The sequence below is a fragment of the Dactylosporangium sp. NPDC050688 genome (assembly GCF_040654515.1).
GTDB lineage: Bacteria > Actinomycetota > Actinomycetes > Mycobacteriales > Micromonosporaceae > Dactylosporangium.
In genome coordinates, this window is sequence record NZ_JBFAIC010000002.1 from 35996 (window position 1) to 61428 (window position 25433).

21 protein-coding genes and 1 tRNA gene are annotated in these 25433 nt (G+C 72.3%); 10 read left to right on the plus strand and 12 right to left on the minus strand.

What is annotated here, in order from left to right:
• Window positions 1-4: 4 nt before the first annotated feature.
• Both AB0H83_RS02550 and AB0H83_RS02555 read right to left on the minus strand, forming a co-directional pair.
• Window positions 5-5227 carry a hypothetical protein gene (locus AB0H83_RS02550; protein WP_360085658.1) on the minus strand — a complete coding sequence of 1741 codons (5223 nt, stop codon included), beginning with the start codon at window positions 5225-5227 and terminating at the stop codon, window positions 5-7.
• 135 nt (window positions 5228-5362) lie between these two features.
• A complete protein-coding gene (locus AB0H83_RS02555; protein ID WP_360085661.1) occupies window positions 5363-6784 on the minus strand; it encodes a UDP-glucose/GDP-mannose dehydrogenase family protein in 1422 nt (473 codons plus the stop codon).
• A 213-nt stretch (window positions 6785-6997) separates the two neighbouring features.
• Between AB0H83_RS02555 and AB0H83_RS02560 the strand changes: the two genes are divergently transcribed.
• Together AB0H83_RS02560 and AB0H83_RS02565 are read left to right on the plus strand one after the other, a co-directional pair.
• Complete coding sequence (locus tag AB0H83_RS02560) at window positions 6998-8146, plus strand: acyl-CoA dehydrogenase family protein (protein ID WP_360085664.1); 1149 nt, start codon at window positions 6998-7000, stop codon at window positions 8144-8146.
• A 53-nt stretch (window positions 8147-8199) separates the two neighbouring features.
• Complete coding sequence (locus tag AB0H83_RS02565) at window positions 8200-8550, plus strand: hypothetical protein (RefSeq protein ID WP_360085667.1); 351 nt, start codon at window positions 8200-8202, stop codon at window positions 8548-8550.
• Between the two features lie 86 nt (window positions 8551-8636).
• Here the strand turns inward: AB0H83_RS02565 and AB0H83_RS02570 are convergent, their stop codons facing one another.
• The gene (locus tag AB0H83_RS02570) at window positions 8637-9515 is read right to left on the minus strand and encodes a hypothetical protein (RefSeq protein ID WP_360085670.1); all 879 of its coding nucleotides are present in this window, start codon (window positions 9513-9515) and stop codon (window positions 8637-8639) included.
• Between the two features lie 309 nt (window positions 9516-9824).
• Between AB0H83_RS02570 and AB0H83_RS02575 the strand changes: the two genes are divergently transcribed.
• Window positions 9825-10943: a glycosyl hydrolase 53 family protein gene (locus AB0H83_RS02575; RefSeq protein WP_360085673.1), complete on the plus strand. Its 1119-nt coding sequence runs from the start codon at window positions 9825-9827 to the stop codon at window positions 10941-10943.
• Here AB0H83_RS02575 and AB0H83_RS02580 read toward each other — a convergent pair.
• Together AB0H83_RS02580 and AB0H83_RS02585 are read right to left on the minus strand one after the other, a co-directional pair.
• Window positions 10915-11589, minus strand: coding sequence for a DeoR family transcriptional regulator (locus AB0H83_RS02580; protein ID WP_360085676.1), 675 nt, complete (start codon window positions 11587-11589; stop codon window positions 10915-10917). The genes AB0H83_RS02575 and AB0H83_RS02580 overlap by 29 nt on opposite strands.
• Window position 11590: 1 nt before the next feature.
• Window positions 11591-13573 carry a beta-galactosidase gene (locus AB0H83_RS02585; protein WP_360085679.1) on the minus strand — a complete coding sequence of 661 codons (1983 nt, stop codon included), beginning with the start codon at window positions 13571-13573 and terminating at the stop codon, window positions 11591-11593.
• Between the two features lie 186 nt (window positions 13574-13759).
• Here AB0H83_RS02585 and AB0H83_RS02590 point away from each other — a divergent pair, with 186 nt between their 5' ends.
• Genes AB0H83_RS02590 through AB0H83_RS02605 form a run of 4 tightly spaced genes read left to right on the plus strand, consistent with a single transcriptional unit; the run spans window position 13760 to window position 16321 of the window.
• Entirely contained in the window at window positions 13760-14173 is a 414-nt protein-coding gene (locus AB0H83_RS02590; protein WP_360085682.1) for an extracellular solute-binding protein, read from the plus strand.
• Window positions 14128-14661, plus strand: a complete 534-nt coding sequence (locus AB0H83_RS02595; protein WP_360085685.1) for an extracellular solute-binding protein — start codon at window positions 14128-14130, stop codon at window positions 14659-14661. The genes AB0H83_RS02590 and AB0H83_RS02595 overlap by 46 nt, the downstream gene beginning before the upstream one ends.
• Window positions 14640-15284 carry a carbohydrate ABC transporter permease gene (locus tag AB0H83_RS02600; RefSeq protein ID WP_360085688.1) on the plus strand — a complete coding sequence of 215 codons (645 nt, stop codon included), beginning with the start codon at window positions 14640-14642 and terminating at the stop codon, window positions 15282-15284. The genes AB0H83_RS02595 and AB0H83_RS02600 overlap by 22 nt, the downstream gene beginning before the upstream one ends.
• 20 nt (window positions 15285-15304) lie before the next feature.
• Window positions 15305-16321 carry a LacI family DNA-binding transcriptional regulator gene (locus AB0H83_RS02605; protein ID WP_360085691.1) on the plus strand — a complete coding sequence of 339 codons (1017 nt, stop codon included), beginning with the start codon at window positions 15305-15307 and terminating at the stop codon, window positions 16319-16321.
• Here the strand turns inward: AB0H83_RS02605 and AB0H83_RS02610 are convergent.
• From AB0H83_RS02610 to AB0H83_RS02625, 4 genes are all read right to left on the minus strand, one after another.
• Entirely contained in the window at window positions 16318-16713 is a 396-nt protein-coding gene (locus AB0H83_RS02610) for an SRPBCC family protein (protein WP_360085694.1), read from the minus strand. The genes AB0H83_RS02605 and AB0H83_RS02610 overlap by 4 nt on opposite strands.
• 598 nt (window positions 16714-17311) lie before the next feature.
• A tRNA-Met gene (locus tag AB0H83_RS02615) sits at window positions 17312-17385 on the minus strand.
• 14 nt (window positions 17386-17399) lie between these two features.
• Entirely contained in the window at window positions 17400-17585 is a 186-nt protein-coding gene (locus AB0H83_RS02620) for a hypothetical protein (protein WP_360085697.1), read from the minus strand.
• A 55-nt stretch (window positions 17586-17640) separates the two neighbouring features.
• Window positions 17641-18054, minus strand: a complete 414-nt coding sequence (locus AB0H83_RS02625; RefSeq protein ID WP_360085700.1) for a helix-turn-helix domain-containing protein — start codon at window positions 18052-18054, stop codon at window positions 17641-17643.
• A 76-nt stretch (window positions 18055-18130) separates the two neighbouring features.
• On the opposite strand from AB0H83_RS02625, the gene AB0H83_RS02630 reads away from it, so the two are divergent.
• Window positions 18131-18973, plus strand: coding sequence for an SDR family NAD(P)-dependent oxidoreductase (locus AB0H83_RS02630; RefSeq protein WP_360085703.1), 843 nt, complete (start codon window positions 18131-18133; stop codon window positions 18971-18973).
• A 55-nt stretch (window positions 18974-19028) separates the two neighbouring features.
• Here AB0H83_RS02630 and AB0H83_RS02635 read toward each other — a convergent pair whose 3' ends face one another.
• Complete coding sequence (locus AB0H83_RS02635; protein WP_360085706.1) at window positions 19029-20156, minus strand: glycosyltransferase; 1128 nt, start codon at window positions 20154-20156, stop codon at window positions 19029-19031.
• Window positions 20157-20468: 312 nt separating this feature from the next.
• Between AB0H83_RS02635 and AB0H83_RS02640 the strand changes: the two genes are divergently transcribed.
• On the plus strand, window positions 20469-20672 hold the full coding sequence (locus AB0H83_RS02640) for a cold-shock protein (RefSeq protein ID WP_360085709.1): 204 nt from the start codon (window positions 20469-20471) through the stop codon (window positions 20670-20672).
• A gap of 286 nt (window positions 20673-20958) precedes the next feature.
• Complete coding sequence (locus tag AB0H83_RS02645) at window positions 20959-23781, plus strand: AbfB domain-containing protein (protein ID WP_360085712.1); 2823 nt, start codon at window positions 20959-20961, stop codon at window positions 23779-23781.
• 1 nt (window position 23782) lies between these two features.
• Here AB0H83_RS02645 and purE read toward each other — a convergent pair whose 3' ends face one another.
• The gene (gene purE / locus AB0H83_RS02650; protein WP_360085715.1) at window positions 23783-24277 is read right to left on the minus strand and encodes a 5-(carboxyamino)imidazole ribonucleotide mutase; all 495 of its coding nucleotides are present in this window, start codon (window positions 24275-24277) and stop codon (window positions 23783-23785) included.
• Window positions 24274-25404 carry a 5-(carboxyamino)imidazole ribonucleotide synthase gene (locus AB0H83_RS02655; protein WP_360085718.1) on the minus strand — a complete coding sequence of 377 codons (1131 nt, stop codon included), beginning with the start codon at window positions 25402-25404 and terminating at the stop codon, window positions 24274-24276. Before AB0H83_RS02655 ends, purE begins: the two co-directional genes overlap by 4 nt.
• Between the last annotated feature and the right edge of the window lie 29 nt (window positions 25405-25433).

The following is a 25433-nucleotide window of genomic DNA, read 5'->3' on the forward strand; positions in this document are numbered from 1 at the left end:
ACGGTCAGCGCATGCCGCGGTACGCGCCGCGCAGGCGGTCGAGGCGCTGGCGCTGCTCGTACGTGGCGCCGAGCGCGATGAGCAGCAGACCGGTGCCGCCGAAGAGCAGCAGGAGCATCCAGACCGGCAGGCCGATGCGCAGCAGCTCGTTGACGGTCGCGATGATCGTGACGGCGGAGCCGACCGCGACCGGGGCCTTCTGCTGGCGCACCGCGCCGATCGCCACCGTGATGACCCCGGCGAGCAGCAGCAGGACGCGGCGCACCTCCGGGGAGTTCTCGCTGGCGACCGCGAGGGCGAGGCTCGGCGCGAAGCCGGCCACCAGGGCCGGACCGTAGGCGAGCCAGCTGCCCAGCTCGGGGCGGCGGCGGATCTCCAGCAGCCCGGTGATGAGCGCGAGCACCGCGAAGGGCAGCGTGTACGCCTCGATCACGGCGACCTTGACCGTGATGAGCAGCAGCCAGATCGCGATGAGCTCGGCGACCGACGCGGCGATGATGAGGACGACCCGCTGCTGGCCGCTGCGGCCCTTGCGGGCGGCGGACAGGCCGAGGACGGCGCCGAGCGCGGTGAGGGCGGCCGCGGTGTGCGCGGCCGAGCCGAGGGTGAGCAGGACGGCGACGACCGCGCCGGCGTAGCCGGCCGCCTCGACCGTCATCGCCTCCCGGTTGATGCTGTTGCTGGGCCGCAGCCGCGGCAGCGCGGCGCCGAGCACCAGCAGCATCGTCGCGACGATCAGCAGCGGGAACGCGCACTGCCGCAGCGCCAGGCCGGCGGCCAGGCCGGCGGCGAGGGCGAAGCCCTGCGCGGTCGACGCGGCGACGTGCCAGCCGAGCATGCGGCCGTTGGGCGTGCGGCCCCAGACGCCGGCGACCGCGCCGACGACGACCGACCCGGCGAGCCAGGTCAGGGTCTGCTGCTTCGTGGCGAGGCTGCCCGCACCGCCGGCGCCGGCGGCCAGCACGGCGATGGCGAAGACGAGCCGGCGGGCGTTGATGAGCATCCGGCCGTCGGAGCTGTCCGCCTCCGGCGGGACGGTGAGGGCCAGGCCGAGCCCGGCGATGGTGGCGACCAGCAGCGCCGCCGTCGGCTGCCACGGCCACGGGGCGTGCAGCGCCGCCGGGGCGATGAGCATGGTGAGCGCGCCGCTGGGCACCACGATCGCGACGGCGCGGCCGGCCACGGCCTGAGCGGTGCCGCCGAGACCGACCGCCATGAGCGCGCCGGCGATGGTGAGCAGCGCGGCGGCCAGCACGTGCGTGCCGTCGCCCGCGTAGCGGCCGAGGGCGCCGAGGTCCGACGCGGTCGCCGCAGTGCCCGTCCAGGGCTGCTGGATCCACTTGTACGGGCCGACGAGCGCGGCGTACACCGACGGCGCCACGAAGATCACGACGATGAGCGCGGGCAGTCCGGCCGCGGCGGCGACCCCCAGGGTGTACCCGCGGGGCGCCCGGACCTGCCGCCACCGGCCGGTGGGCGCGCCGGCGTTGTCGGGGCGGAAGCCGGCGGCCGGGACCCACTCGACGCTCGGCTGCCAGGTGACCCGCAGCAGCTCGGCGAGGACCCCGAGCAGCGCCGCGGCGGCGGCGTACACGGCCGCGCCGTCACGCTGGACGAACAGCGCGACGACGGCCGTGGTGGTCGCGCCGCCGGCGACGCCGACGGTCACGTACGGCAGGTACCCGGGAGCCTGCTGGGCTCCGGTCGCGGCGGCGGCCAGGCCGACGCCACTGGTCGCCAGCGCGGCGATGAGCACGGTGCTGACCTGGCCCGGGTGCAGCCCGCCGGCGGCCGCGGCGGCCGCACCGGCCATCGCGAACAGGGCGGCGGCGACCCCGGACCCGCCGACGAAGGTGAGCGGGCCGTCGAAGGGGTTGCCCCGGCGGATCGCGGTGGCCCGGGCGAACCCGGCGACGCACACGCCGCTGACCGCGAGCGCGACCAGGGTGCCGGCGGTCGCGCCGGGGCGCACGAGGCCCGCGCCGGCGGCGAACATGCCGGCGATCAGTGCCGCGCCGAGCCTGGTGTACGCGGCCCGCCAGCTCTTCGCGGTGGCGGCCCACACGCCGATGCCGGTCGCGGCGATCCACCCCACGACCATCGGCGACTGCCAGCCCAGGCCGAGGCCGACGGGCGCGCCGAGGGCGGCGAGGGCGGCCGCGGCGGAGGCGGTGTCGTCGCCGTACGGCTGCGGCAGCGCGATCGCGGCCGCCCCGGCGAGCAGCAGCAGCGCGATCGGCACCTGCCAGCCGTACGTGGCGAGCTGCTGCGCGTTGGCGAGCCAGCGGTCGTCCAGCACGGCCCGCCACGGCGGGTTGGCGGCGCGGATGACGCCGACGGCGCCGATGACGGACATGGTGCCCGCGTACAGGCCGGTGCAGACGCCCACGGTGGCGGCGCCGGCCACCGGGCCGCGGCGCCACTCGTCGGGGAGGCTGCGGGCGGCGACCGCGACGGCGAACACCAGCAGCGCGAGGGTCACCACCTCGATGCCGTCGGAGGCCAGCGACACGGCCCTGGCCACGGCGCCGATCCCGGCGATCGTCACGGCAGCGGCCGCGGCGTCGGCGCCGGTGAAGTCGGCGCCGAACGTCTGCCGGTCGTCCATCCGCGGCGCGGCCCACAGCATCAACGCGGCGATCAGCATCAGCAGGCCGATCACCAGGTCGATGGTGGTGGCGCCGTCGGCGCGCAGCACGGCGACGGCGACCGCGACGGCACCGGCGGTCGCGCCGATCAGCAGCGGCGGGCTCTGCGCACCCCGGGCGACCTGCGTGATCGCGGCGTACCCGAGGCTCACCGCGAGCGCGAGGAAGCTCATCACCAGCACGACGGTGGCGCCGCCGGGCAGGTCGCCGAAGAGGATGGCGGCGCCGGCCGCGGCCGCGCCAGGCAGCGCGAACAGGGCACCGCCGGCGGCGGCGTCGGCCACCCTGCGGGTGACGAAGTCGCCCTCCGCGTCGGCGCGGTGCGGCCGGGGCAGCAGCGCGATCGCGGCGCCGGCGCCGGCGATGACGAGCAGCGTCAGGGCGGTCGCGGACGGCCGGGCGAGGCTGGCGGCGGCCGCATACAGGCCGAGGACCAGGGCGGCGCCCAGGCAGACCCAGGCGGTATGGGCCTCGGGTACCCGCATGGCCAGGGCGCCGGCGGCGACCGCCCCGGAGACCGCGAGGGCGGGGATCATCAGCCAGCTCAGGCCGAATGCGGCGGGCGCGACGAGCAGCAGCAGGGCGGCGCCGATGACGACGACGTCGAGGCGGAAGCGCTCCGGCGGCGGGACGGTGACGAAGGCGCCGCCCCGCCGCACGCCGGTACGGGCGCCGGTCGCGGCCGGGCGCGCGGCCGGCGGCGGCGACGCCGGCCGGGGCTCGTCCCAGACCCCGGTGCGCGGGCCGCTCTCCGCGCCACCCAGCGGGCCGGGCCACAGACCGGGCGGCGGGGCGGGCGGTGTGAGCTGCACCGTCTGCCGCCGGCCGAACACCGCACCGAGGCCGGCGCCCGAGCCGAGCGGCACGTCGACCGGCTCGGTGCGCCCGCTGAGCATGAGGACACCCGCGGCGGTCAGCAGCAGCACCGCGAGGACGGACTGCCAGCCGTCCGGCCCGACGGCCGCGTCGACGTCCGTGCGGTACGCCGTGAGATCGGCCCGCCACGCCGGCCACGCCGCGTCCAGCGGGGCGGCGAGCGCGGGCAGGACGGTGACGAGCAGCAGCAGGGTGGTGGCCGCGGTCGCGACGGAGACCGCGTAACGGGGACCGCGGCGGGCGTCGCCGGGCAGCAACGGCACGCCGGCCGCGGCGAGCGCGCCGGCGAGGGCCAGGAACAGCAGCGTGGAGCCCGGGAACGCGACGGCGCCAACCCTGGCGAACGCGGCGATGACGGCGGCCGTGGCGATGCCGGCGGCGATGTCGGGCACGGCGCCGCGCCGCCACGACAGGGAACCGGTGACGCCGATCGCGGCCGCGACGAGGGTGACGGCGGCGGCCCGGACGGTCTCGCCGAGCGCCTCGGTGGTGGCGAGGGCGGCGGTGCCACAGATCAGGGCGGCGCCGAACGTGACCGTGAACAGCACCCAGGCCGCGTCGCGCATGAGGGTGTCGGCGAACCGGTCGGTCTGCACGGTGTGCGCGTGCTCGGCGGGCGGCTGGTCGCCGGCGGCCTGGTCCTGCGCCTGGTCCTGCTGCTCGAGGCGACGGCGGACGGACTGGCCCAGGGCGACGCCGAAGCCGAGGTTGATGAGGGCGACGCCGGACAGGGCGAGCGACCAGCCGGCGGGGCCACGGATGAAGTCGTAAGCGAGCAGCGGCAGGACCGGCTGCAGGGCCAGCAGCGTCGCGTACCGCGAGGCGATGAGGTGGCTCTGCATGCTGTACACGGCCGCGATGCCGGCGGTGGCGGCGCACACCACGCCCATGTAGGTGGTGGTCTCCAGCAGGTCCGCGCCGAGCAGCCCCTCGGAGCGCAGGACGTAGCCGTCGAGCAGGACGAGCAGCAGCGCGACCGAGGCGACGGTCTCGGCGGTGGCGGTGAGGCCGCGGCGGACCAGCATCAGCGGCAGCGCGAGGGCGCCGGCCGTGATCAGGGCGAGCAGCACGACCCGCCCGACGGTGCCGATCGCGCCGAACGCGTCGGTGGTGAGCACGATCGCGGCGCCGGCCAGGAGCAGGCCGCCGAGCGCGAGGACCGACGCCTGCATGCTCGACGTGGTCGCCTCGGGCTCGTCGACCGGGGGGTGCGGCCCGCCGCCGGGCGGGCGGCGCATCTGCGGCAGCGCCGCGGTCCGCGACCGCAGCGGCGCGATCACCGGCCGGCGGTCCGGCGACGGCTCCGCCAGCGCCGTGTCCGGCTGCTGGGGCGCCCGGGGCGAGTACACCTGCTGGTCCGGCGGCGTCGCGCGCTGCGGTGCCTGCCGGGCGGCGGGCGGGATGCTCTCGATCTTCGCGGCGCGGCCGAGCCGCGGCCGCCGGGTGCGGCCGGCCTGCTCGTGGTCGAGGGACTGGCGGACCTTGCGGCGCAGGGAGTCGCGCTGAGCGGAGGCGTGGGCGAGCTGGCGGCGCAGCTTCTGGCTGTCGTCCGTCAGGTCGCGCTTCTTCTGCTCCAGCGCGGCGACGGTGCGCTGGAACAGGGCGAGCGCGGCGGCGTCGGGGTCGTGCGGGCGGCCGCAGTCACGGCAGCCGGTGACCTCACTGGCCGGTCCACCACACGCCGGGCACGGATACGTCTCCACGCGACTCCTCCCCACGGGCCGCAGCCCGGGGTGACCGCGCTCGCGGCCGCCCCGGGCTGTTCACGCCCTACTGGGAAGAATGCCTTGTTTCGACGTGTCGCGAAAGCGAAGCGCCCGTTCGGGAGATTCCGTCGCTTAAGCGACGGACGGCTTGCCCATGCCGCGGTACTCCCAGCCGGCCGCGACCCACACGGCCTGATCCAGGCAGTTTCGCCCGTCGATGACCCGCTTGCCGGCGACGAGGTCGCTGAGCGTGTTGGGGTCCGCGTTGCGGAACTCCTCCCACTCCGTCAGCACGCAGACCAGGTCGGCGCCGGAGACGGCGTCGGTGAGGGTCTTGGCGTAGGTCACGTCGTCGACGTCGTTGCGGGCGTTGTCCATGCCCTCCGGGTCGTACACGGTGACGTCGGCGCCGGAGCGCGACAGCTTGCGGACCACCGACAGGGCCGGCGAGTCGCGCACGTCGTCGGAGTTGGGCTTGAAGGTGGCGCCGAGCACGGTGATCCGGGTGCCGGCCAGGTCGGGGCCGGCCGGGCCGTAGCCGCGGCCGAGCAGCTCGGCGGACAGCTGCACGATCTTCTGCCGGCGGCGCTGGTTGATCAGGTCGACCTCGTGCAGGAAGCGCAGCGCCTCGCCGACGCCGAGCTCCTGGGCCCGGGCCTGGAACGCGCGGATGTCCTTGGGTAGGCAGCCGCCGCCGAAGCCGACGCCGGCGCGCAGGAACTTGTTGCCGATGCGGGCGTCATAGCCGATCGACCGGGCGAGCTGCGTCACATCGGCACCGGCGGCCTCGCACACCTCGGCCATCGCGTTGATGAAGGAGATCTTGGTGGCGAGGAACGCGTTGGCGGCGACCTTGACCAGCTCGGCGGTGGCGAAGTCGGTGACCACGACGGGGACCTCGCGGTCCTCGGTGAGCGCCAGGTCGAACACGCCCTTGTGGGCGGCGTAGAGCATGCCGGTCGCCCACTCGCTCTTCACGCCGAAGATGATCCGGTTGGGGCGCAGCACGTCCTCGACGGCGACGCCCTCCTGCAGGAACTCGGGGCTCCACGCGACCTCGACGCCCAGCTCGGCGGGGGTGTGGCGGCGCACGAGCTGCTCGATCCACTCGGCGGTGCCGACCGGGACGGTCGACTTGCCGGCGATCAGCGCCTTGCGCTTGAGCAGCGGCGCGAGGTTGGTGACGGCGCTCTCCACGTGGGAGAGGTCGGCGGCCATGCCGTCGGCGCGCTGCGGGGTGCCGACGCAGATGAAGTGGACGTCGCCGAACTCGGCGACCTCCTCCCAGGAGGTGGTGAAGTGCAGCCGGCCGGCCGACAGGTTCTTGCGGAGCAGCTCGTCGAGGCCGGGCTCGTGGATCGGCACGTCGCCACCGGCCAGCTTGGCGATCTTCGCCTCGTCGACGTCGAAGCCGAGCACCTCATAGCCGAGCTCGGCGAAGCAGATGGCGTAGGTCGCGCCAAGATAGCCAGTGCCGAGGAAGGTGAGCCGTGGGCGCGGGGCGCCGGAGGGCGCGACCGCTACGGGTGGGCTGCTCGGGTACGCGATGGTCACGCCTGTGTCTCCGCTCTGTTCCCGTTTCCTCAAATACCCGCATCGCGGACATTTGTGGCGTATAGGGGTGGGTCTTGCCGACGTTGCTTCGGCGAGAGTAGTCCCTCGCTGGCGACCGCGCCTCCGGCTCCTTGGTTACTCATCGGTATGCTCATACTCGGAGGTGCCTGAACGGCGGTTCAGGGTGAGGACTTACGGGACAAGGGGCCTGCCGTGTTCGATGTGTACGACCTGCCGGAGGAGCACGCCGCGATCCGTGAGGCGGTGCGTGCGGTGTGTGACGGCAAGGTGGCGCCGAACGCCGCCGCGGCCGACGAGCACGGCGAGTTCCCCCAGGCGTCCTTCGACGCGCTGCGCGCCGCGGACTTCCACGCCCCGCACATCCCGGAGGAGTACGGCGGCGCCGGCGCCGACGCCCTCGCGACCGCCATCGTCATCGAGGAGGTCGCCCGCGCCTGCGCGGCCTCGTCGCTGATCCCCGCCGTCAACAAGCTCGGCACCATGCCACTGCTGCTGGCCGGCTCCGACGAGCTGAAGCGGCGCTACCTGCCCGCCGTCGCCGCCGGCGAGGCCATGTTCTCCTACTGCCTGTCCGAGCCCGACGCCGGCAGCGACGCGGCCGGCATGAAGACCAGGGCCGTGCTCGACGGCGACGCCTACGTCCTCAACGGCGTCAAGCGGTGGATCACCAACGCGGGGGTCAGCGAGTACTACACCGTGTTCGCCGTCACCGACCCGGCCGCCCGCTCCCGCGGCATCTCCGCCTTCGTGGTCGAGAAGTCCGACCCCGGAGTCAGCTTCGGCGCACCGGAGAAGAAGCTCGGCATCAAGGGCTCCCCCACCCGCGAGGTGTACCTCGACAACGTCCGCATCCCCGCCGACCGCATGATCGGCGCGCCGGGCACCGGCTTCGGCACCGCCATGCAGACCCTGGACCACACCCGGGTGACGATCGCCGCCCAGGCCGTCGGCATCGCCCAGGGCGCGCTGGACTTCGCCCTCGGCTACGTCCAGGAGCGCAAGCAGTTCGGCAAGGCGATCGCGGACTTCCAGGGCATCCAGTTCATGCTCGCCGACATGGGCATGAAGCTCGAGGCCGCCCGCCAGCTCACCTACGCCGCCGCCGGCAAGTCGGAGCGCGGCGACAAGGACCTCACCTACTTCGGCGCGGCCGCGAAGTGCTTCGCCTCCGACGCCGCGATGCAGATCACCACCGACGCGGTACAGCTGCTGGGCGGCTACGGCTACACGAAGGACTTCCCCCTGGAGCGCATGATGCGCGACGCGAAGATCACCCAGATCTACGAGGGCACCAACCAGGTGCAGCGCATCGTCATGGCCCGCCAGCTCCTCGCCGGCTGACCGGGGCGTTTCCGCGGAATCCTGCCAGCCGCGTTGCCCGCTACGCTGCGGGCGTGGAAACCATCTCCGCGACGCTGATCCACGACGCGGACGACGGCTGGACCGTGGTCGTGCCGGGAGCCGGGCAGGTGACGGTCACCGATCCGCGGCTGGCCGACTTCGAATGCCGTCAGTTGCTGCAGCGGCACCTGGGAATCGACTGGCTCGCCGTTGAAGAGCTCGACGTCCGCCTCATGGACGGTGCGGGCGCGCCGCTGTACGTCTTCGACCTGCTGTGCACCGGCTCCGTCGAGCCCGGCCGAGTCGCGGTGCTGGCGGCGGCACCGCCTGACGGGTGCCGGGCCCGCCTGGTAGGGCTCTCCACCGACGACCTGGTGGCGTTCGTCCGCACAACGATGGGCTGAGCCAGCGCGGACTGGAGCGCACCGGCGCCGAGGCGAGGCCAGCTCGAACTCGGGATCGCAGGATTGCCTCCGTCAGCCTTGGCCGGTCACAGGATGAGCAGAGACAGCAGCGGAGCAGGCACCGCCCAGACCTGGCTTCTGGTGTCGAGGATGGTCTTGGTGGCAAGGATTCCCTGCCCGTACTTGCCGTCGATGGATCGGGCCTCGCCGCGCCAGCCGTGATCTACCCACTTACTCTCCAGCGGAACGGTCGTGACCGGTCCGGCAGCGGACGGGATGGACACCGGCGCGAGGTCGATCTCGTTGCCAGACGCAGTCCTGACGTATCCGATGGTGTCGCCGCTGACCCAGCGACCTTCATCGAGCTGGTCGATGGTGCGGGCCAGGCTCACCCCGAGCGTGGATTCGGTCAACCGCGTCATGTCCGGCGTTGCCAGGCCCGCTCGCAGGCGCGACGGCAGCCAGGCCAGTAGTGGGTCTGTGAGGTACAGCTTCGATTGAGAGCCTGGGACGAGTTTGTCGCTGTCGCGGCGCGCGCAGATCAAGGCGGCATGGCTGGCGATGAGTCGCCGCAACCTGAGATCGAATACATCCCGTCCCGAGTGTCCGAGATCTTCGGCGGTCGAGGCGATGTTCAAAGGACTCGAGGCGCGATGGGACAGCGCATCGAGCAACCGCGGCAGAGACTCCGGTGCGGCACCAGGGTCTACGTCGCGGCGCAGCCAAGCGGCAAGGTCGCGGATGTAACCGATCGAGACATCCCCGGTCCGGCTGTGTCCGGCGACTGCTCCGGGAAAGCCGCCACAGCTGAGGTATGCCTGCCAAGCCAGGTCATAGGCATCGACGTCAGAAGCGACCCTGTCGAGCGCGGCCGCCACGCTCGGGTCCTGGAGCCGGGACGGATCGACCGGGTCAAGACGGTGCAGCTGCGGCCGGGTTGCAGCGATGTAGTCGCGGAAGCTCATCGGCAATAGCAGGCGCCTGCGCCGGCCAGGTCCTGTGCCGGCTCGGCCGGCCATGAGGTTGCCCTCGATGTCCTCCGTAGCGGCCCATCGACTACCGGTTGCGACAACCGTCTCGTCACCTATTTCGGTGCCGTCGCGAGCAGCCTTGAGCACTGCAGACCAGCCAGCAACCGCGCCAGCGGTTCCGTGAGCGCTCCCGGAACCGACACCCACAAAACACCGCAACCGCGCGTATCCGGATCCTTGACAGGCGTCGATGTCCACTCTGAGACTGGGAGCGTTCACGGAACCGTACCCGAAGGAGTTCCTGTGCGCCGAAGTCCCCGCCTTGCCGCCCTGCTGGGCGTGCTCCTGCTGGGCGCCGCCGCCCCAGCGCTGACCCCGGCCGCGCCCGCCAGTGCGGCCACCACCCTCACCATGCGTGGCGCGGACGTCTCGTCCCTGCGGCGCAGCGTCGACCTGGGTGCCAAGTACTACAACGCGGCCGGTGCCCAGGCCGATCCGCTCGACATCCTCAAGTCGGCCGGTGTCAACTACGCGCGGCTGCGTATCTGGAACAACCCTGCCAGCGGCTACAACAATCTGGCGAAGGTGCTGCTCGACGCGCAGAAGGTCAAGTCCAAGGGGCTCGCCCTGATGGTCGACTTCCACTACTCCGACACGTGGGCCGATCCCGGCAAGCAGTACAAGCCGGCCGCCTGGGCCAGCCACAACATCAGCACGCTGCAGTCCGACGTCTACAACTACACGTACCAGGTCTGCACCGCGCTCAGGAACCAGGGCACCACGCCCGACAGCATCCAGATCGGCAACGAGATCAACGTCGGCATGCTGTGGAACGACGGCAAGGTCGTCAACAACGACTTCACCAACCTGAGCCTGCTGCTCAAGGCCGGCTACAACGCGGTGAAGGCCTGCAACAGCGGCACGAAGGTCATCATCCACACGGCGAACGCCGACAACGTCGATCATGCCCGCTGGTTCTACGACGGCATCAAGGCCAAGGGTGTCACGTGGGACATCACCGGGCTGTCCTACTACTGCATGTGGCACGGTGACCTGGCCAACCTGTACTACGTCATCGGCGACACGAAGTCCCGCTACGGCAAGCCGGTCGTGCTGGCGGAGACCGCGTACCCGTTCACCGCCGCCAACGCCGACAGCGAGGCGAACTCGGTGAACGGCTCCGCGCCCTGCTCCGGCTACCCGGCGACCTGGGCCGGCCAGGCGACCAATTTCACCCACGTGCAGAACACCGCCCGCAACGCCGGGGCGATCGGCGTCTTCTACTGGGAGCCGACCTGGTACGCGGTGCCCGGCAACGGCTGGGACCCGGCGAACATCAACGGCACCGGCAACCAGTGGGACAACATGGCGATCTTCAACTGGACCGGGCAGGTCAACCCGAACGTGGTCTGGACCCCGTAGCGGGGCGCAGGTAGACGGCGGCGGTGGCGCGCAGGACGAGGGCCAGGTCGGTCTGGGCCGCGAGCGCGTCACCGGACGCCGGGTCGGGCAGGTCCACGACCGCGAGGTCGAGGTTGAGCCGGTCCAGCGTGGCGTGGGTCAGCGGTCCGGCGTGGCTGCCGCTCGGCGTGCGCACCCCGCCGACCAGCACCACGACCGTGGCCCGGTTGCGCACCGCCGCGGCGACCGCCGGCACCGGCGTGACAACGGTCAGGCCGGGCACGTCGTCGAGCAGCCCGGCCAACTCGACCGCCGCGCGGCCACCGGACAGGCCGATCGCCGTGCCCGGCGTGACCAGCGCGGCCGCCTCCTGCGCCGACACCACCCGGCGGGCCACGTAGAGGTGCTCCGGTTGTCCTTGCGGCAGCGGTACGGCGCCAGCGCCGGCCGGCAAGCGGGCCACGACGCGCTCCGGCCGGGCGGGTGCCGCGAGCACGACCGCGCCGCCGTGGACCCGGCGGACCAGGCCCTGGTCGGCGAGGGCCGACAGGTCGCGGCGGATCGTCGGGATGGACACCGCGAAGCGGTCGCTCAGCTCGCGCAGGCTGACCCCGCCGCGCTCGCGGGCGTCGGCGAGGATCTGCGCGCGGCGCAGGTCGCCGAGCACGTCAGCCCTCCTCGACCACGGCCACGGCGCCGGCCTCGACGGTGACGCCGTGCACCTCAACGGGGGCCGTGCCGTGGTTGATCGCCAGCAGGAACGGCGGCCGGCGCACCACCTCCACCGTCTCGGGCAGGTCCGGGCGGGCGTCCAGCCCGGCACCGTCGTACACCTGCCGCATCAACCGCCCGAGGTCGGCGCCGGCGAGGCGGGTGGAGACATACCAGGCCGTGCCGCGGCCGTGCTGGTGGCGCGTGACGGCGGGGCGGCCGGGTGCCGGGCCGTCGACGTAGTGCAGCACCGCCTGTGCCCCGGCCAGGACGACGTCCTCGGCCCACACGTCGGCGCTGAAACCTGCGCCAGTGCCGTCGCTGAGCTCGACCCGCTCGCCGGCGCGCAGCGGCAGGAACTCCTCGACGGTGAGGCCGAGCAGGTCACGCAGCGCGCCCGGGTACGGCCCGTCGGGCACGGTGTCGTTGGCGTCCACGATGCCGGAGAAGTACGACACCAGCAGGGTCCCGCCGCCGGACACATAGGCGTCGAGGTTCTTCGCGGCGGCCTCGGTCGTCAGGTACAGCGTCGGCGCCACGACCAGGCGGTAGCGGCCGAGGTCGGCCTCGGGGTGCACGAAGTCGACGGTCAGGTGGTCGCGCCACAGCTGCCCGTAGTAGGCCTCGACCCGCTCCCGGTACGTGAGGTCGACCGACGGGCGCCACTCCAGTTCGAGGGCCCACCAGGACTCCCAGTCCCACACGACGGCGACGTCGGCCGCGACCCGGGTGCCGCGCAGCGCGCCGAGGCCGGCCAGGCGCCCGCCGAGCTCGGTGACCTCGCGCCAGATCCGGGTGCCGGTGCCGCCCTGCGGCAGCATCGCCGAGTGGAACTTCTCCGCGCCGAAGCGCGAGGCCCGCCACTGGAAGAACAGCACCCCGTCGGCGCCGCGGGCCACGTGGGCCAGGCTGTTGCGGGCCAGTTCGCCGGGGCGCTTGGCGATGTTGCGGGGCTGCCAGTTGACCGCGCTGGTCGAGTGCTCCATCAGCAGCCAAGGCGCGCCGCCGGCGAGACTGCGGGTGAGGTCGGCGCACATGGCCAGCTCCACGTGCCGGTCGTCGCGGGCCGCGTCGAGGTAGTGGTCGTTGGCGACGATGTCGACCTCGCCCGCCCACTTCCAGTAGTCCAGCCACTTGCAGTTGGCGATCATGAAGTTGGTGGTGATCGGCACGCCGGGCGAGTGCCGGCGCAGCGCGTCGCGCTCCCGCCGGTAGTTGGCCAGGTGGGTGTCGGAGCAGAAGCGCAGGTAGTCCAGCTGCTGCGCGGGGTTGACGGCGGTGGGGGCGACCCGCGGCGGCTCGATCTGCGCCCAGTCGCCGTAGCGCTGGCCCCAGAACGTGGTGCCCCACGCGGCGTTGAGCGTGGCCAGGTCCCCGTGCCGCTCGCGCAGCCAGTGCCGGAACGCCGCGGCGCACGTGTCGCAGTAGCAGTGCGCGTTGACCCCGGCGAACTCGTTGTGCACGTGCCACAGCGCGACCGCGGGGTGCTCGCCGTAGCGCCGGCCGAGCTGCTCGGCGACGGCGGCGGCCGCCCGGGCGTAGTCGGGCGAGCTGGGGCAGAAGCTCTGCCGGCCGCCCTGGCCCAGGACGTGCCCGGCCCGGTCGACCAGCCGGGCGCCGGGGTGGCGGTGCGCGAACCAGGGCGGCGGCGCCGCGGTCGGCGTGCCCAGGTCGACCCGGATCCCGTTGGCGTGCAACAGCTCCAGCGCGCGGTCGAGCCAGTCGAAAGTGTACCGGCCCTCCTCGGGCTCGATCAGCGCCCAGCTGAAGATCCCGATGCTGACGAGGTTGACCCCGGCGGCCCGCATGAGCTCGACGTCCTGCGCCCAGATCTCCTCGGGCCACTGCTCCGGGGCGTAGTCGCCGCCATAGGCGATCGCGTCCAGCCCGCGTGGATACGGCCACCCCGGATAGGGCCGCGGCTGCTCCGCCTCCGCCATCTGGCACTCCTTAGCGATTCGTACCGTGAACGTTCCCAGAGCGGGATCCGCTCCAGTATCGCATGTTCTACCGGTGAACCTCGGGCCTAAGCAATGTCTTGACACCGTGCAGAGCACGCCAAAACTGGGAGCGCTCACGGTCGTTCACCCCCGTTCACGCGACGACGATCGCAGTTGGAGACCCTCATGAAGCCGAAGATCCGCGCGTTACTGCTCGCGGCCACGGCCGGCACCCTCCTGCTCTCCTCCGCCTGCAGCTCCGGTGGCGATGACGCCACCGAGGCAGGCGGCAAGGTCGAGCTGACCTTCTGGTCCTGGGTGCCCGGCATCGACAAGGTCGTGGCACAGTGGAACGCCGCACACCCCGACATCCACGTCACCGTCAGCAAGCAGGCCCAGGGCGACGAGGAGGTCACGAAGGTCCTCACCGCCAACAAGGCCGGCAACCCGCCGGACCTCTTCCAGGCCGAGTACCAGGCGCTGCCCACGCTGGTCAGCAACGGCGCCGCGGCCGGAGCGGCCTGGTGGCCTCCGGCGACGTCGACAGCCAGCCGATGTACACCCCGGAGTGGAACAAGGCGCTCAACGACGGCACCCTGATCGCCTGGCCGAGCGCCGTCTGGGGCCCGGGCGTCCTGTCCGGCAACGCCTCCGACACGGCGGGCAAGTGGGCCATCGCCGAGCTGCCGCAGTGGACCGCCGGCGAGCACAAGACCGGCAGCTGGGGCGGCTCGTCCACCGCCGTGGCCGCCAAGAGCAAGCACATCGCGCAGGCCACCCAGTTCGCCGTGTGGCTCAACACCGACCCGGCCGCCGTCACCGGCCTGATCACCGAGGGCGGCATCTACCCGGCCGCGACCGCCGCGCAGTCCGGCGGGGCCCTGGCCAAGCCGCCGGCGTTCTTCAGCAACCAGGCCGAGTTCTACACCCTCGCCCAGCAGTTCGCGGCCACCGCAGCCGGCGTGACCTGGGGCCCGAACGTGAACGTCACCTACGCCACGTACAAGGACGCCCGGGTACCGCGCTGCTCGACAACCTCGGGGACCTGTCGGCGTACCAGTCCGGCATGTACTGGCGGTGGATGCTGAACACGGCGCTGTACGCCGGCGCGGGCGCGCTGCTGTCGGCCGTGGTGTCCGGGATCACCGGGTACACCCTGGCGAAGTACCGCTTCCCGGGCCGCTCGGCGGTGTTCAACGTGCTGCTCGCCGGGGTCCTCGTGCCGGCCGTGGTCCTCGCCATCCCGCAGTACCTGCTGCTGGCGAAGTTCCAGCTCACCGACAGCTACCTGTCGGTGCTGCTGCCGAGCGTGCTCAGCCCGTACGGCATCTACCTCGCCCGCATCTACGCCGCCGCCGCGGTGCCCGACTCCCTCATTGAGGCGGCCCGCACCGACGGCGCCGGCGACCTGCGCATCTTCGCCAACATCGCGGTGCCGTCGATGATCCCGGGCCTGGTCACGGTGTTCCTGTTCCAGTTCGTCGCGATCTGGAACAACTTCCTGCCGCCCTTCATCATGCTCACCTCCGACGACCGCTTCCCTGTCACCGTCGGGCTGTACACGATGCTCAACCAGGGCAACACCACGCCCGCGCTCTACACCCTGGTCGTCACCGGGGCGCTGCTGTCGATCCTGCCGCTGGTCGTGCTCTTCCTGACGCTGCAGCGGTACTGGCGCGTAGACCTGCTGTCGGGAGCGGTAAAAGGCTGAAGCTGGTGCAGAATGTCGTCGTGCCCGAGCCACGTCGCCGCCCCGCCCGCCGCCCCACCATCAACGACGTGGCGGCGGCGGCCGGGGTGTCCCGCGGCACCGTGTCGCGGGTCCTCAACGGCGGCCACGACGTCAGCGACGCCGCGCAGGAGGCGGTGGAGCGGGCCATGCGCAAGACCGGCTACGTCGTGAACCAGCACGCCCGCAGCCTGGTCACCCAGCGCTCCCAGTCGGTGGCCTTCATCCTGTCCGAGCCGCAGGACCGCCTCTTCGAGGACCCGAACTTCAACGTCCTGCTGCACGGCTGCACCCAGGCGCTCGCCAAGCACGACATCACGCTGCTGCTCACCCTCGCCAGCAGCCTGGAGGACCGCAAGCGCCTCGGCCGGTACCTGACCGGCGGCCACGTCGACGGTGCCCTGCTCGTCTCCACGCACAGCGGCAACCCGCTCATCCCCGAGCTGCTCGCCCGCGGCCTGCCCGTAGTCGCCTGCGGCAAGCCCCTCGGCTACGAGCGCCGGGCCGCCTACGTCGCCGCCGACGACCGCGACGGCGCCCGCCAGATGGTCGAGTACCTGCGCTCCACCGGCCGCCGCCGCATCGCCACCATCACCGGCCCCCTCGACACCCCCGGCGGCATCGAGCGGCTCGCCGGCTACCGCGAAGCCCTCGGCGAGTCCGACCCGGCCCTCATCGCCCACGGCGACTACACCCGCGCCGGCGGCGAGGCCGCGATGCGGCGCCTGCTCGCGCAGGCCCCCGACCTCGACGCCGTCTTCGTCGCCTCCGACCTCATGGCCGCCGGCGCCATGACCGCCCTGCAACTGGCCGGCAAGCGCATCCCCGACGACGTCGCCGTGGGCGGCTTCGACGACAGCCAGGTCGCCCTCACCACCCAGCCGCCGCTGACCACGGTGCGCCAGTCCTACCCCCGCATCAGCGCCGAAATGGTCAGGCTGCTGCTGAGCCTCATCGACGGCGAGAGCCCAGCCGCCGTCATCGTCCCCACCGAGCTCGTCGTCCGCGAGTCGGCCTAACGGCCTTCAAGAATGTCCCGCAGTGCGTCCAGGTCCGCCTGCACCGCGGCACAGTCCCGGTCGAACTCCTCGTCGCTCATCCCCGCCTGCCGCCGCACGCTGAACACGACCTCACTGCCCTCCCCGAGCGCCGTGACCCGCATCGGGTTGTAGAACGTCTCCCCTGACGGCACCGTCACGTGATGGTCGAGCACCCCGAACGCGTTGTCCGGCGCCCAGTCCAGCAGGATCCGCCCCATGTCCGACTCGGCCACCCACTGCCCGTCGACCTTCTCCACCGACTTGAGCAACCCGGGCGCCCATGCCGGCAGGTTCACCGGGTCCGCCGCGTACGCGTAGACCTCCGCAACCGACCGCGCGATGTACGTGCTGACGTGCCGCGACTCAGTCATACCCACCATGCTCCCGCACCCACGCCGCCCCCGCAGACCCAAACGTCCGCACCGGCATCGCCGGACCACCTTCCGAACGGGCGACCGCCGGGAGGGCCAGACAAGGGAGCAAGGCGCCCCCGCCGCGAAACAGGAGCCGCCAACCCGGACGGGCCCAGCCCGACGGACACCCAGTCGAGCCGACACAACCCTTCCCGACCACACGGACCACCGACGCGGTTGAGGAGGCGTGGGTAGAGCAAGGCGCCCCCGCCGCGAAACAGGAGCCGCCAACCCGGACGGGCCCAGCCCGACGGACACCCAGTCGAGCCGACACAACCCTTCCCGACCACACGGACCACCGACGCGGTTGAGGAGGCGTGGGTAGAGCAAGGCGCCCCCGCCGCGAAACAGGAGCCGCCAACCCGGACAGGCCCAGCCCGACGGACACCCAGTCGAGCCGACACAACCCTTCCCGACCACACGGACCACCGACGCGGTTGAGGGGGCGTGGGTGGAGCGAAGCTCCCCCACCGAGGAGCGAGCGAAGCGAGCGCGAAGGATGCGGAAACCTCAACGGCAAGCGGCCCCCGCCGCGAAGCAGGGGCCGCCAAGGTTGTAGCGGGGACAGGATTTGAACCTGCGACCTCTGGGTTATGAGCCCAGCGAGCTACCGAGCTGCTCCACCCCGCGTCGGTTTCCTTACCTTACCTGACGGGCGCCACAGGTTTCTCGGCGGGTGCGGCGGTGTTCCCCGCCGGCCGGTGCCTGCGGGCTGACGCACGGCGTCGGACGGCGTTTTCCCGGCTGATCACCACTGGCATGACGAGGAAGATCGCGACGATCACCGCCGTGAGCGTGAGCGCGAGCACGAGCACGAGCAGGTACATCACGGCGGATGCCGATCTGCCACGCTGCCTGAGCGACCGTGCCGGTCCCGGCGGACCATCACGCTTCCCGGTGTCCAGCGGCACGGCGGGCGGCGGCGATGTCCGGCTGGTGGGTGACTGCCCAGTCGGCGAGCGCCGAGATCGGGTGCAGGAGGCTCTCGCCGAGCGGGGTCAGCCGGTACTCGACGCTCGGCGGCACGGTCGGGTGGACGGTGCGCAGGACGAGGCCGTCGGTCTCCAGGCCGCGCAGCGTCCGGGTCAGCATGCGCTGGCTGATGCCCTCGATGCCGCGGTGCAGCTCGTTGAACCGGAACGGCCGGCGGCCGAGCAGGACCACGACGAGGACCGTCCACTTGTCGCCGACCCGGCGCAGGACGTCGGTCACCGGGCACTGCTCGTACTCGGCGGCCGGCACCGGCTCGGGCAGCCGCGTGGTGAGCACGGAGGGCACACCGGTGTTCGCTGCCGACATGCAACTGCCTTCTTCCGCGTCTCGGGATGGTTACCGACGATGGGGTGCGCACTGATCGTAACCAGGAGGAGGCATCGTGCCGGCAGGGTCGAGCGGCCGCGTGACGGTCGTCAGCGGTGGCACCAACGGTATGGGGCGGGCGCTCGCGCTGGCCCGGTTCGACCGCGGCGACGAGGTCGTGGTCATCGGCAGCGACCCGGCGAAGGGCCGGACCCTGCCGGCCGGGGTCACGTTCCTGCAGGCCGATCTCACCTCGATCGCCGCGACGCGGCGGGTGGTCGCCGAGATCGTGGCCCGCTGGCCGGTCGTGGACGCCCTCGCCCTGTTCGCCAACCGGCAGGCCCCGCGGCGGGTCTCCACAGTGGACGGATTGGAGGCCACGTTCGCGCTGTACTACCTCAGCCGCCACCTGCTCAGTCACGGGTTGCGCGACGCGCTGGACCGTGCGCCCGCCCCGGTGATCGTCAACGTGGCCGGGGTCGGCATCACCAAGGGCAGGATCCATTGGGACGATCTGCAGTTGCGGCGCCGGTACCGGATGATCACCGCACAGCTGCAGGCCGCCCGGGCGAACGACCTGCTGGGCGTGGACTTCGCCGCGAGGTCGGGGGCCCGGGCCCGCTATGTGCTCTACCACCCGGGATTCACCCGCAGCGGCGACCTCGGCCCGGTGCCGGCCCCGTTGCGCGCGGCGATCCGGGTGGCGGCGAAGGTCGCTGCGCGGCCCGTCGAGGCGTCGGTGCGACCGGTCGTCGACTGGGTCGACGCGCCGCCGGCCGCCCCGCTCACCGCCGTCGACCGGGGCCGGTCGCTGCCGCTGGACCTGCCGACCCTGGACCCGATGGCGGCCGCCCGCCTCGCCGCGGCCACCGCAGGGTTGCTCAGGGACACCGTCCCCGGCGCCGGTGCGCGACCATGACGCGAAGCAACCGGCGGCCCGCCGCGGAGCGGAGAGAGGCCGGGAAAACCGGAGCTCAGGCCCTGGAGCTGGCGTCCTGCAACGAGGCGGCCAGGGCGATGTACCGCGCGGCCACCGCGTCCCAGGTGGTGCCGGCGGTGCGGCGCAACGCCTCGGCGCGCATGCCGGCGACCAGGTCGGCGTCGGTGAGCAGGCGCTTGAGCGCGGCGCCGACGGCGGCCGCGTCGCGGTGCGGCACCAGCAGGCCGGCGCCGGTGCCGAGCAGGTCCCTGGCGTGCGGGAACGGGGTGGCGATGACCGGCTTGCCGGCCGCCACGGCCTCGTGCAACACGCCGGAGGCGACCTGGTCGGTGGTGTCGTAGGGCAGTAGCACCACGTCGGCGCGGTCGACCAGCCGGGCCAGGGCCTGCGGCTCCGCGTAGGAGCGCTCGAACCTGACCAGGTCCGCCACGCCGAACGCCCGGACCTTCTTGTACAGCCCGAGCCGGTACGTCTCGCCCTCCGCGGCGAGGACCTTCGGGTGGGTCTGGCCGGAGATCACGTACCTGGGACGCACGGCGAGGTGCCTGACCTCGCGCATCCCGGCGATCGCCCACTCCACGCCCATGCCAGGGCGCAGCAGGCCCCAGGTGAGGACCAGCGGCTCGCCGGAGGAACTGACGGTGCGGATCGCCGGCTGCGCCAGTGCGCCGCGCGGGATGACGTGCACCTTCGCCTGCTCGACCTGGTACGTCTCGAGCAGGCGCGTCCTGGCCGGCTCGGTGGTGACGACCACGGCACCGGCGAGCGACGCCACGGTCTCGAGGATCCACCGGCGGTGCTGGCTCGGCGAGCGCGGCACGGCGTGCAGGACGGCGATCATGGGCGACCGGAGCCGGTGCAGCACGTCGAGCACACCCTCGCCGTCGGCGCCGTCGAAGAGGTCGTACTCATGGTTGACGATCACGACGCCGTGGCGGTCCAGCGCGGTCGCGGCGACCTCGGACGAGCCCGCGGCGCCGGCCCGCAGATGCGCGATCACCTCGGGCCGATCGGTGAAGGTCGGCGAGTCGACGACCCGCACGACACCGACCGCGTCGACGCCCGCCGCCTCGGACAGGGCGGCGCTGAGCGAGCCCGCGAAGGCACCGACGCCGCACTGGGTCGGCGGGTAGGTGCTCAACAGGCCGAAGGACGTCTTCACCGCGCCCACCTTTCCTCGGCGGGCTCGGCGCCAGGGGATGAAGCTACGGCCAAACCTTCCGTGGTCACGCTACACCCGCGGGCCGCCGAATTCTCGTCCGGTTCTGCCGTTCTGGCCGGTCCGCGCCATTTGCTGTGGTATTGTGGGCGGCGTTGCAGTTTTGGTTTCCGTATACTTTGCCAGCGCCTGGGTGGGTATCAGATCCCTGGGCGCTTCTTTGCGCACCAGCCCTGGTCGTGGCATGAGGATGATCAGCCGCAGCGAAACGGCGTCCGCACGGTGTGGATGCCAGCAGACTGCGAGGAGCAGCACATGACTGTCGGGACCGTGAAGTGGTTCAACGCCGAGAAGGGCTTCGGCTTCATCACGCCGGACGGTGGCGGGCCGGACCTGTTCGCGCACTACTCCGCCATCGCCACGGCGGGCTACCGCAGCCTTGAGGAGAACCAGCGGGTCGAGTTCGAGATCACCCAGGGCGCCAAGGGCCCCCAGGCCTCGAACATCCGCCCCGTCTGAGCCGGCGCCCGAGGCGGCCTGCACACGCCGGCCGCCCGGCACCGAAAAGGCCCACGCATCCGCGTGGGCTTTTCCATACCCAGTGGTGATGGTTTTTGTTCGATTGCTGGGCACATGTGAAGCGTTCCGTTCGTTCATGTTTCATGTTACGTTCCCGGAACCCGGGCGCACCCAAGCCCGTCGATGCCGCCGATCACTGGACCAATCCGCCCGCCGCCCGCGCACGGCCGGCCGTCAACCGGCCGCGCGCCGGTTCCGCGTGCTCTTTCCCGCCAGAAGGAGTTCGATGCGCCACCTCCTCGCCCGCACTCTGGCTGTGCTCACGCTCGCCACCGGCTCGCTGGTCGCGGCCGGTGCGCCGGCCACGGCCGTCGTGCCGAAGACCTCGCCGCTGACGACCCCGTGGACCGGTCAGGTGTCCACGACGAACCCGCTGCCGGAGTACCCCCGGCCGCAGATGACCCGCCCGGAGTGGCAGTCGCTCAACGGCGAGTGGGAGTTCCTCAACCCCGCCACCGACGCCGCCGGCAACGTCAACCGCAACGCCGCGCCGCCGCTGGGCCAGACGCTGCCCGAGCGGATCCTGGTGCCGTTCCCCGTCGAGTCGGCGCTGTCGGGCATCATGCGCAACGACAACCGCGACCTGATGTTCTACCGGCGCACGTTCACCGTGCCGGCCGGCTGGAGCGGCCGCCGGGTCCAGCTGCACTTCGGCGCGGTGGACTACGAGGCCACCGTCTGGGTGAACGGCGTGCAGGTCACCACCCACAAGGGCGGCTACGACCGGTTCGAGGTCGACATCACCCCGCAGCTCAACGGTGGGGTCAACGAGATCGTGGTGCGCGTCTACGACCCGACCGACGGCCGCGGCGAGAAGCAGCCGATCGGCAAGCAGACCAACAACCCGAGCGGCATCTTCTACACCCCGACGTCGGGGATCTGGCAGACGGTCTGGCTGGAGCCGACCCCGGTGTCGTCGATCTTCTCCGTCGACATCTACGCCAACCTCGCCAACAACACCGCCCGGGTGCGGGTCTTCACCCGCGGCAACGTCACTGGGCACACCGTGCTCGCCGAGGTGCTCAACGGCTCGACCGTGGTCGGCAGCGGCACCGGCGGGTTCAGCGAGTTCACCGTGCCGGTGCCCGACGCGCGGCGCTGGTCACCCGACGACCCCTTCCTGTACAACCTGCGGGTCTCGCTGCGCAACGCCGCCGGCGCCGCCGTGGACCAGGTCGTCAGCTACTTCGGCATGCGGGAGGTCGGCAAGAAGCTCGTCAACGGCGTGCTGCGCCCGACCCTCAACGGCGAGTTCGTGTTCCAGGCCGGGACGCTCGACCAGGGCTTCTGGCCCGACGGGCTCTACACCGCGCCCACCGACGCCGCGCTCGCCTTTGACCTGCAGAAGCACAAGGACCTCGGGTTCAACATGGTCCGCAAGCACATCAAGGTCGAGCCCGCGCGCTGGTACTACCACGCCGACCGGCTCGGCCTGCTGGTGTGGCAGGACATCCCGTCGACCCCGGCGTTCGACGCGAACCGCACGCCCGCGCAGATCGCGGAGCTGGAGACGGAGGCCCGCGAGATCATCGACGAGCACCGGTTCTCCCCGGCGGTCGTCACGTACGTGCCGTTCAACGAGGGCTGGGGCGAGTGGAGCCTCGCCGACACCCAGCGGATCACCACGGACCTCAAGAACTACGACCCGACCCGTCTCATCAACCCGCACAGCGGCTACAACTGCTGCGCGTCCAAGGGCGACCCCGGTACCGGCGACATCATCGACTGGCACATCTACACCGGCCCGGACGCCCCGCTGCCGTCGGCGACCCGCGTGTCGGTGCTCGGCGAGTTCGGCGGGATCGGCCTGCGCACGCCGGCACACGAGTACAGCCCGGACGGGCAGTACTTCGCCTACGAGCAGGTGTCCAGCGCCGCGCAGCTCACCAACCGGTTCACCGGCATGATCCGCGACGCGCAGCAGCTCATGACGACCAAGGGCATGTCGGCGTACGTGTACACCGAGATCACCGACGTCGAGGGCGAGTACAACGGGCTGCTCACCTACGACCGGCAGGTGCAGAAGGTCGACACCGCCCAGGTCCGTACCTCGAACACGAACCTCATCAACGCGTCGAAGAACCTCAACGCGGCGGTGCCGCTGACGCTCGGGCACGTCCGGTCGTTCCAGGTGACCACGGCCGGGTTCACCAACCGCTACCTGCGGCACGCGAACTCCTTCGCCCGCACCGACGTGCTCAGCCAGGCCAGCCCGGACGGGGCGCGGCAGGACGCGTCGTTCCGCACGGTGACGGGGCTGGCCGACCCGCGGTGCTTCTCGTTCGAGTCGGTCAACTTCCCCGGCCAGTACCTGCGGCACGCGAACTCACGGGTCCGCATCGACGCGAACACGGGCGGCAGCTTCGCCGCGGACGCGACCTGGTGCAGCCGTGCCGGGCTGGCCGCCGGCGGCACGTCGTTCGAGTCGCTGAACTTCCCCGGCGCGTACCTGCGCCACCACGCGGACAACGTCTACCTGGCGCGCAGCGGCGGGCCGAACGCCTGGGACACCGCGACCAGCTTCGCCGCCGACGCCACGTGGAGCACGGCGAACCCGGCGCTGTGGCGCAGCTCGGTGCTGCTGCCGACCGACGTGCGCAGGTCGCTGCAGGTCACCACGTGGGGCTTCACCGACCGGTACCTGCGCCACGCCGACAGCCTCGCCTACACCGAGCCGGTGAACGCCGGCAGCAGCGCGCTGCTCAAGGCCGACGCGACGTACACGGTCCGGCGAGGGCTGGCCGACTCGTCCTGCTACTCGTTCGAGTCGGTGAACTTCCCCGGCCAGTACCTGCGCCACGCGAACTCGCGGGTCCGCAACGCCGTCAACGACGGCTCGGCGCTGTTCCTCGCCGACGCCACGTTCTGCGCCCGGCCGGGCGTCGGCGGCACCGGCGCCACCTTCGAGTCGATCAACATCGCGGGGTCGTACCTGCGCCACTACGACGCACAGGTGTACATCGCCTCGGGCGGCGGCACCGGCTTCAACCGCCCGCAGACCGTGACGGCCGACAGCGGCTGGAACCTGGCCGCCCCATGGGCGCCGTGACCTACTGATTGATGGTGGCGGAGAGGGCGGCGTCCTTCTCCGCCACCATCGCGCGCAGCGACTCCTGGAAGTCGCGGACCTTCGCCTGCAGTGCGGGGTCGGCGGCGGCGAGGATACGCACGGCCATCAGCCCGGCGTTGCGGGCGCCACCGATCGCCATGGTTGCCACCGGGATGCCGGCCGGCATCTGCACGATCGACATCAGCGAGTCCATGCCGTCGAGATACTTCAGCGGCACCGGTACGCCGATGACCGGCAGCGGGGTGACCGAGGCGACCATGCCCGGCAGGTGCGCCGCGCCGCCCGCGCCGGCGATGATGACCTTCAGCCCGCGGGCCGCGGCCTCGCCGGCGTAGTCGAGCATCAGGTGCGGCGTGCGGTGCGCGGACACGACGCGCACCTCATGGGCGACGCCGAACTCGGCGAGCGCCTCGGCGGCCAGGCGCATGACGGGCCAGTCCGAGTCGCTGCCCATGATGATGCCGACGTCGGTCAATGCTCATACCCTTCTTCGAGGATGCGGGCGGCCCGGGCGGCCCGGCGGCGGCAGTCTTCCAGGTCGTCGCCGAGGACCGTCACGTGGCCGATCTTGCGGCCGGGGCGGATCTGCTTGCCGTAGAGGTGGACCTTGGCGCCGGGCTCCTCGGCGAAGAGGTGGTGCAGCCGCTCGTCGATCGACATGCCGCCGGGGGCGCCGCCGAGCACGTTGGCCATCACGACGGCTGGGGCGGTGAGCCGGGTGTCGCCCATCGGGTAGTCGAGCACGGCCCGCAGGTGCTGCTCGAACTGCGACGTCCTGGCCCCTTCGATGGTCCAGTGCGCGGAGTTGTGCGGGCGCATCGCCAGCTCGTTGACGAGGATCCGGCCGTCGGTGGTCTCGAACAGCTCGACGGCGAGCATGCCGACGACGCCGAGGCGGGTCGCGATGTCGATGGCAAGGCGCTGGGCCTGCACCGCGAGGTCCTCGTCGAGGCCGGGGGCGGGCGCGAGGACCTCGACGCAGATGCCGTCCCGCTGCACGGTCTCCACCACCGGGTACGCGGCGACCTGGCCCAGCGGCGACCTGGCGACGACGGCGGCGAGCTCCCGCTTCAGCGCGACGAGCTCCTCGCCGATCACCTCGACGCCCTGGGGCACGTCGGCGACGGAGTGCGCGACGAAGACGCCGCGGCCGTCGTAGCCGCCGGTCGCGGTCTTCACGACGATCGGCCAGCCGACCTCGTCGCCGAAGGCCTGCAGGTCGCCGTCGGTCCACCTGGGCACGGGGAAGCCCAGCCGCGCCAGGTGGGTGCGCATGTCGCGCTTGTTCTGCGCGTACCGCAGCGCGTCGGCGCCGGGCAACAGGGTGACGCCCTCGGCGGCGAGGGTGCGGATGAGGTCGCCGGGCACGTGCTCGTGGTCGAAGGTGACCACGTCGCAGCCCTTGGCGAACTCCCGGACCGCGTCGATGTCGTCGTGCCGGCCGATCGTCACGTCGGCGGCGACGAGCGCGGCCCCGTCGTCGGCGGAGACGGCGAGCACCCGCAGCGACTGGCCGAGGGCGATGGCGGCCTGGTGGGTCATGCGGGCCAGCTGGCCGCCGCCCACCATGCCCACGACGGGGAGTCCGGTTCGCGAGTCCATAGGCTGGTGAGCCTAGCTTTTGCGGCCGC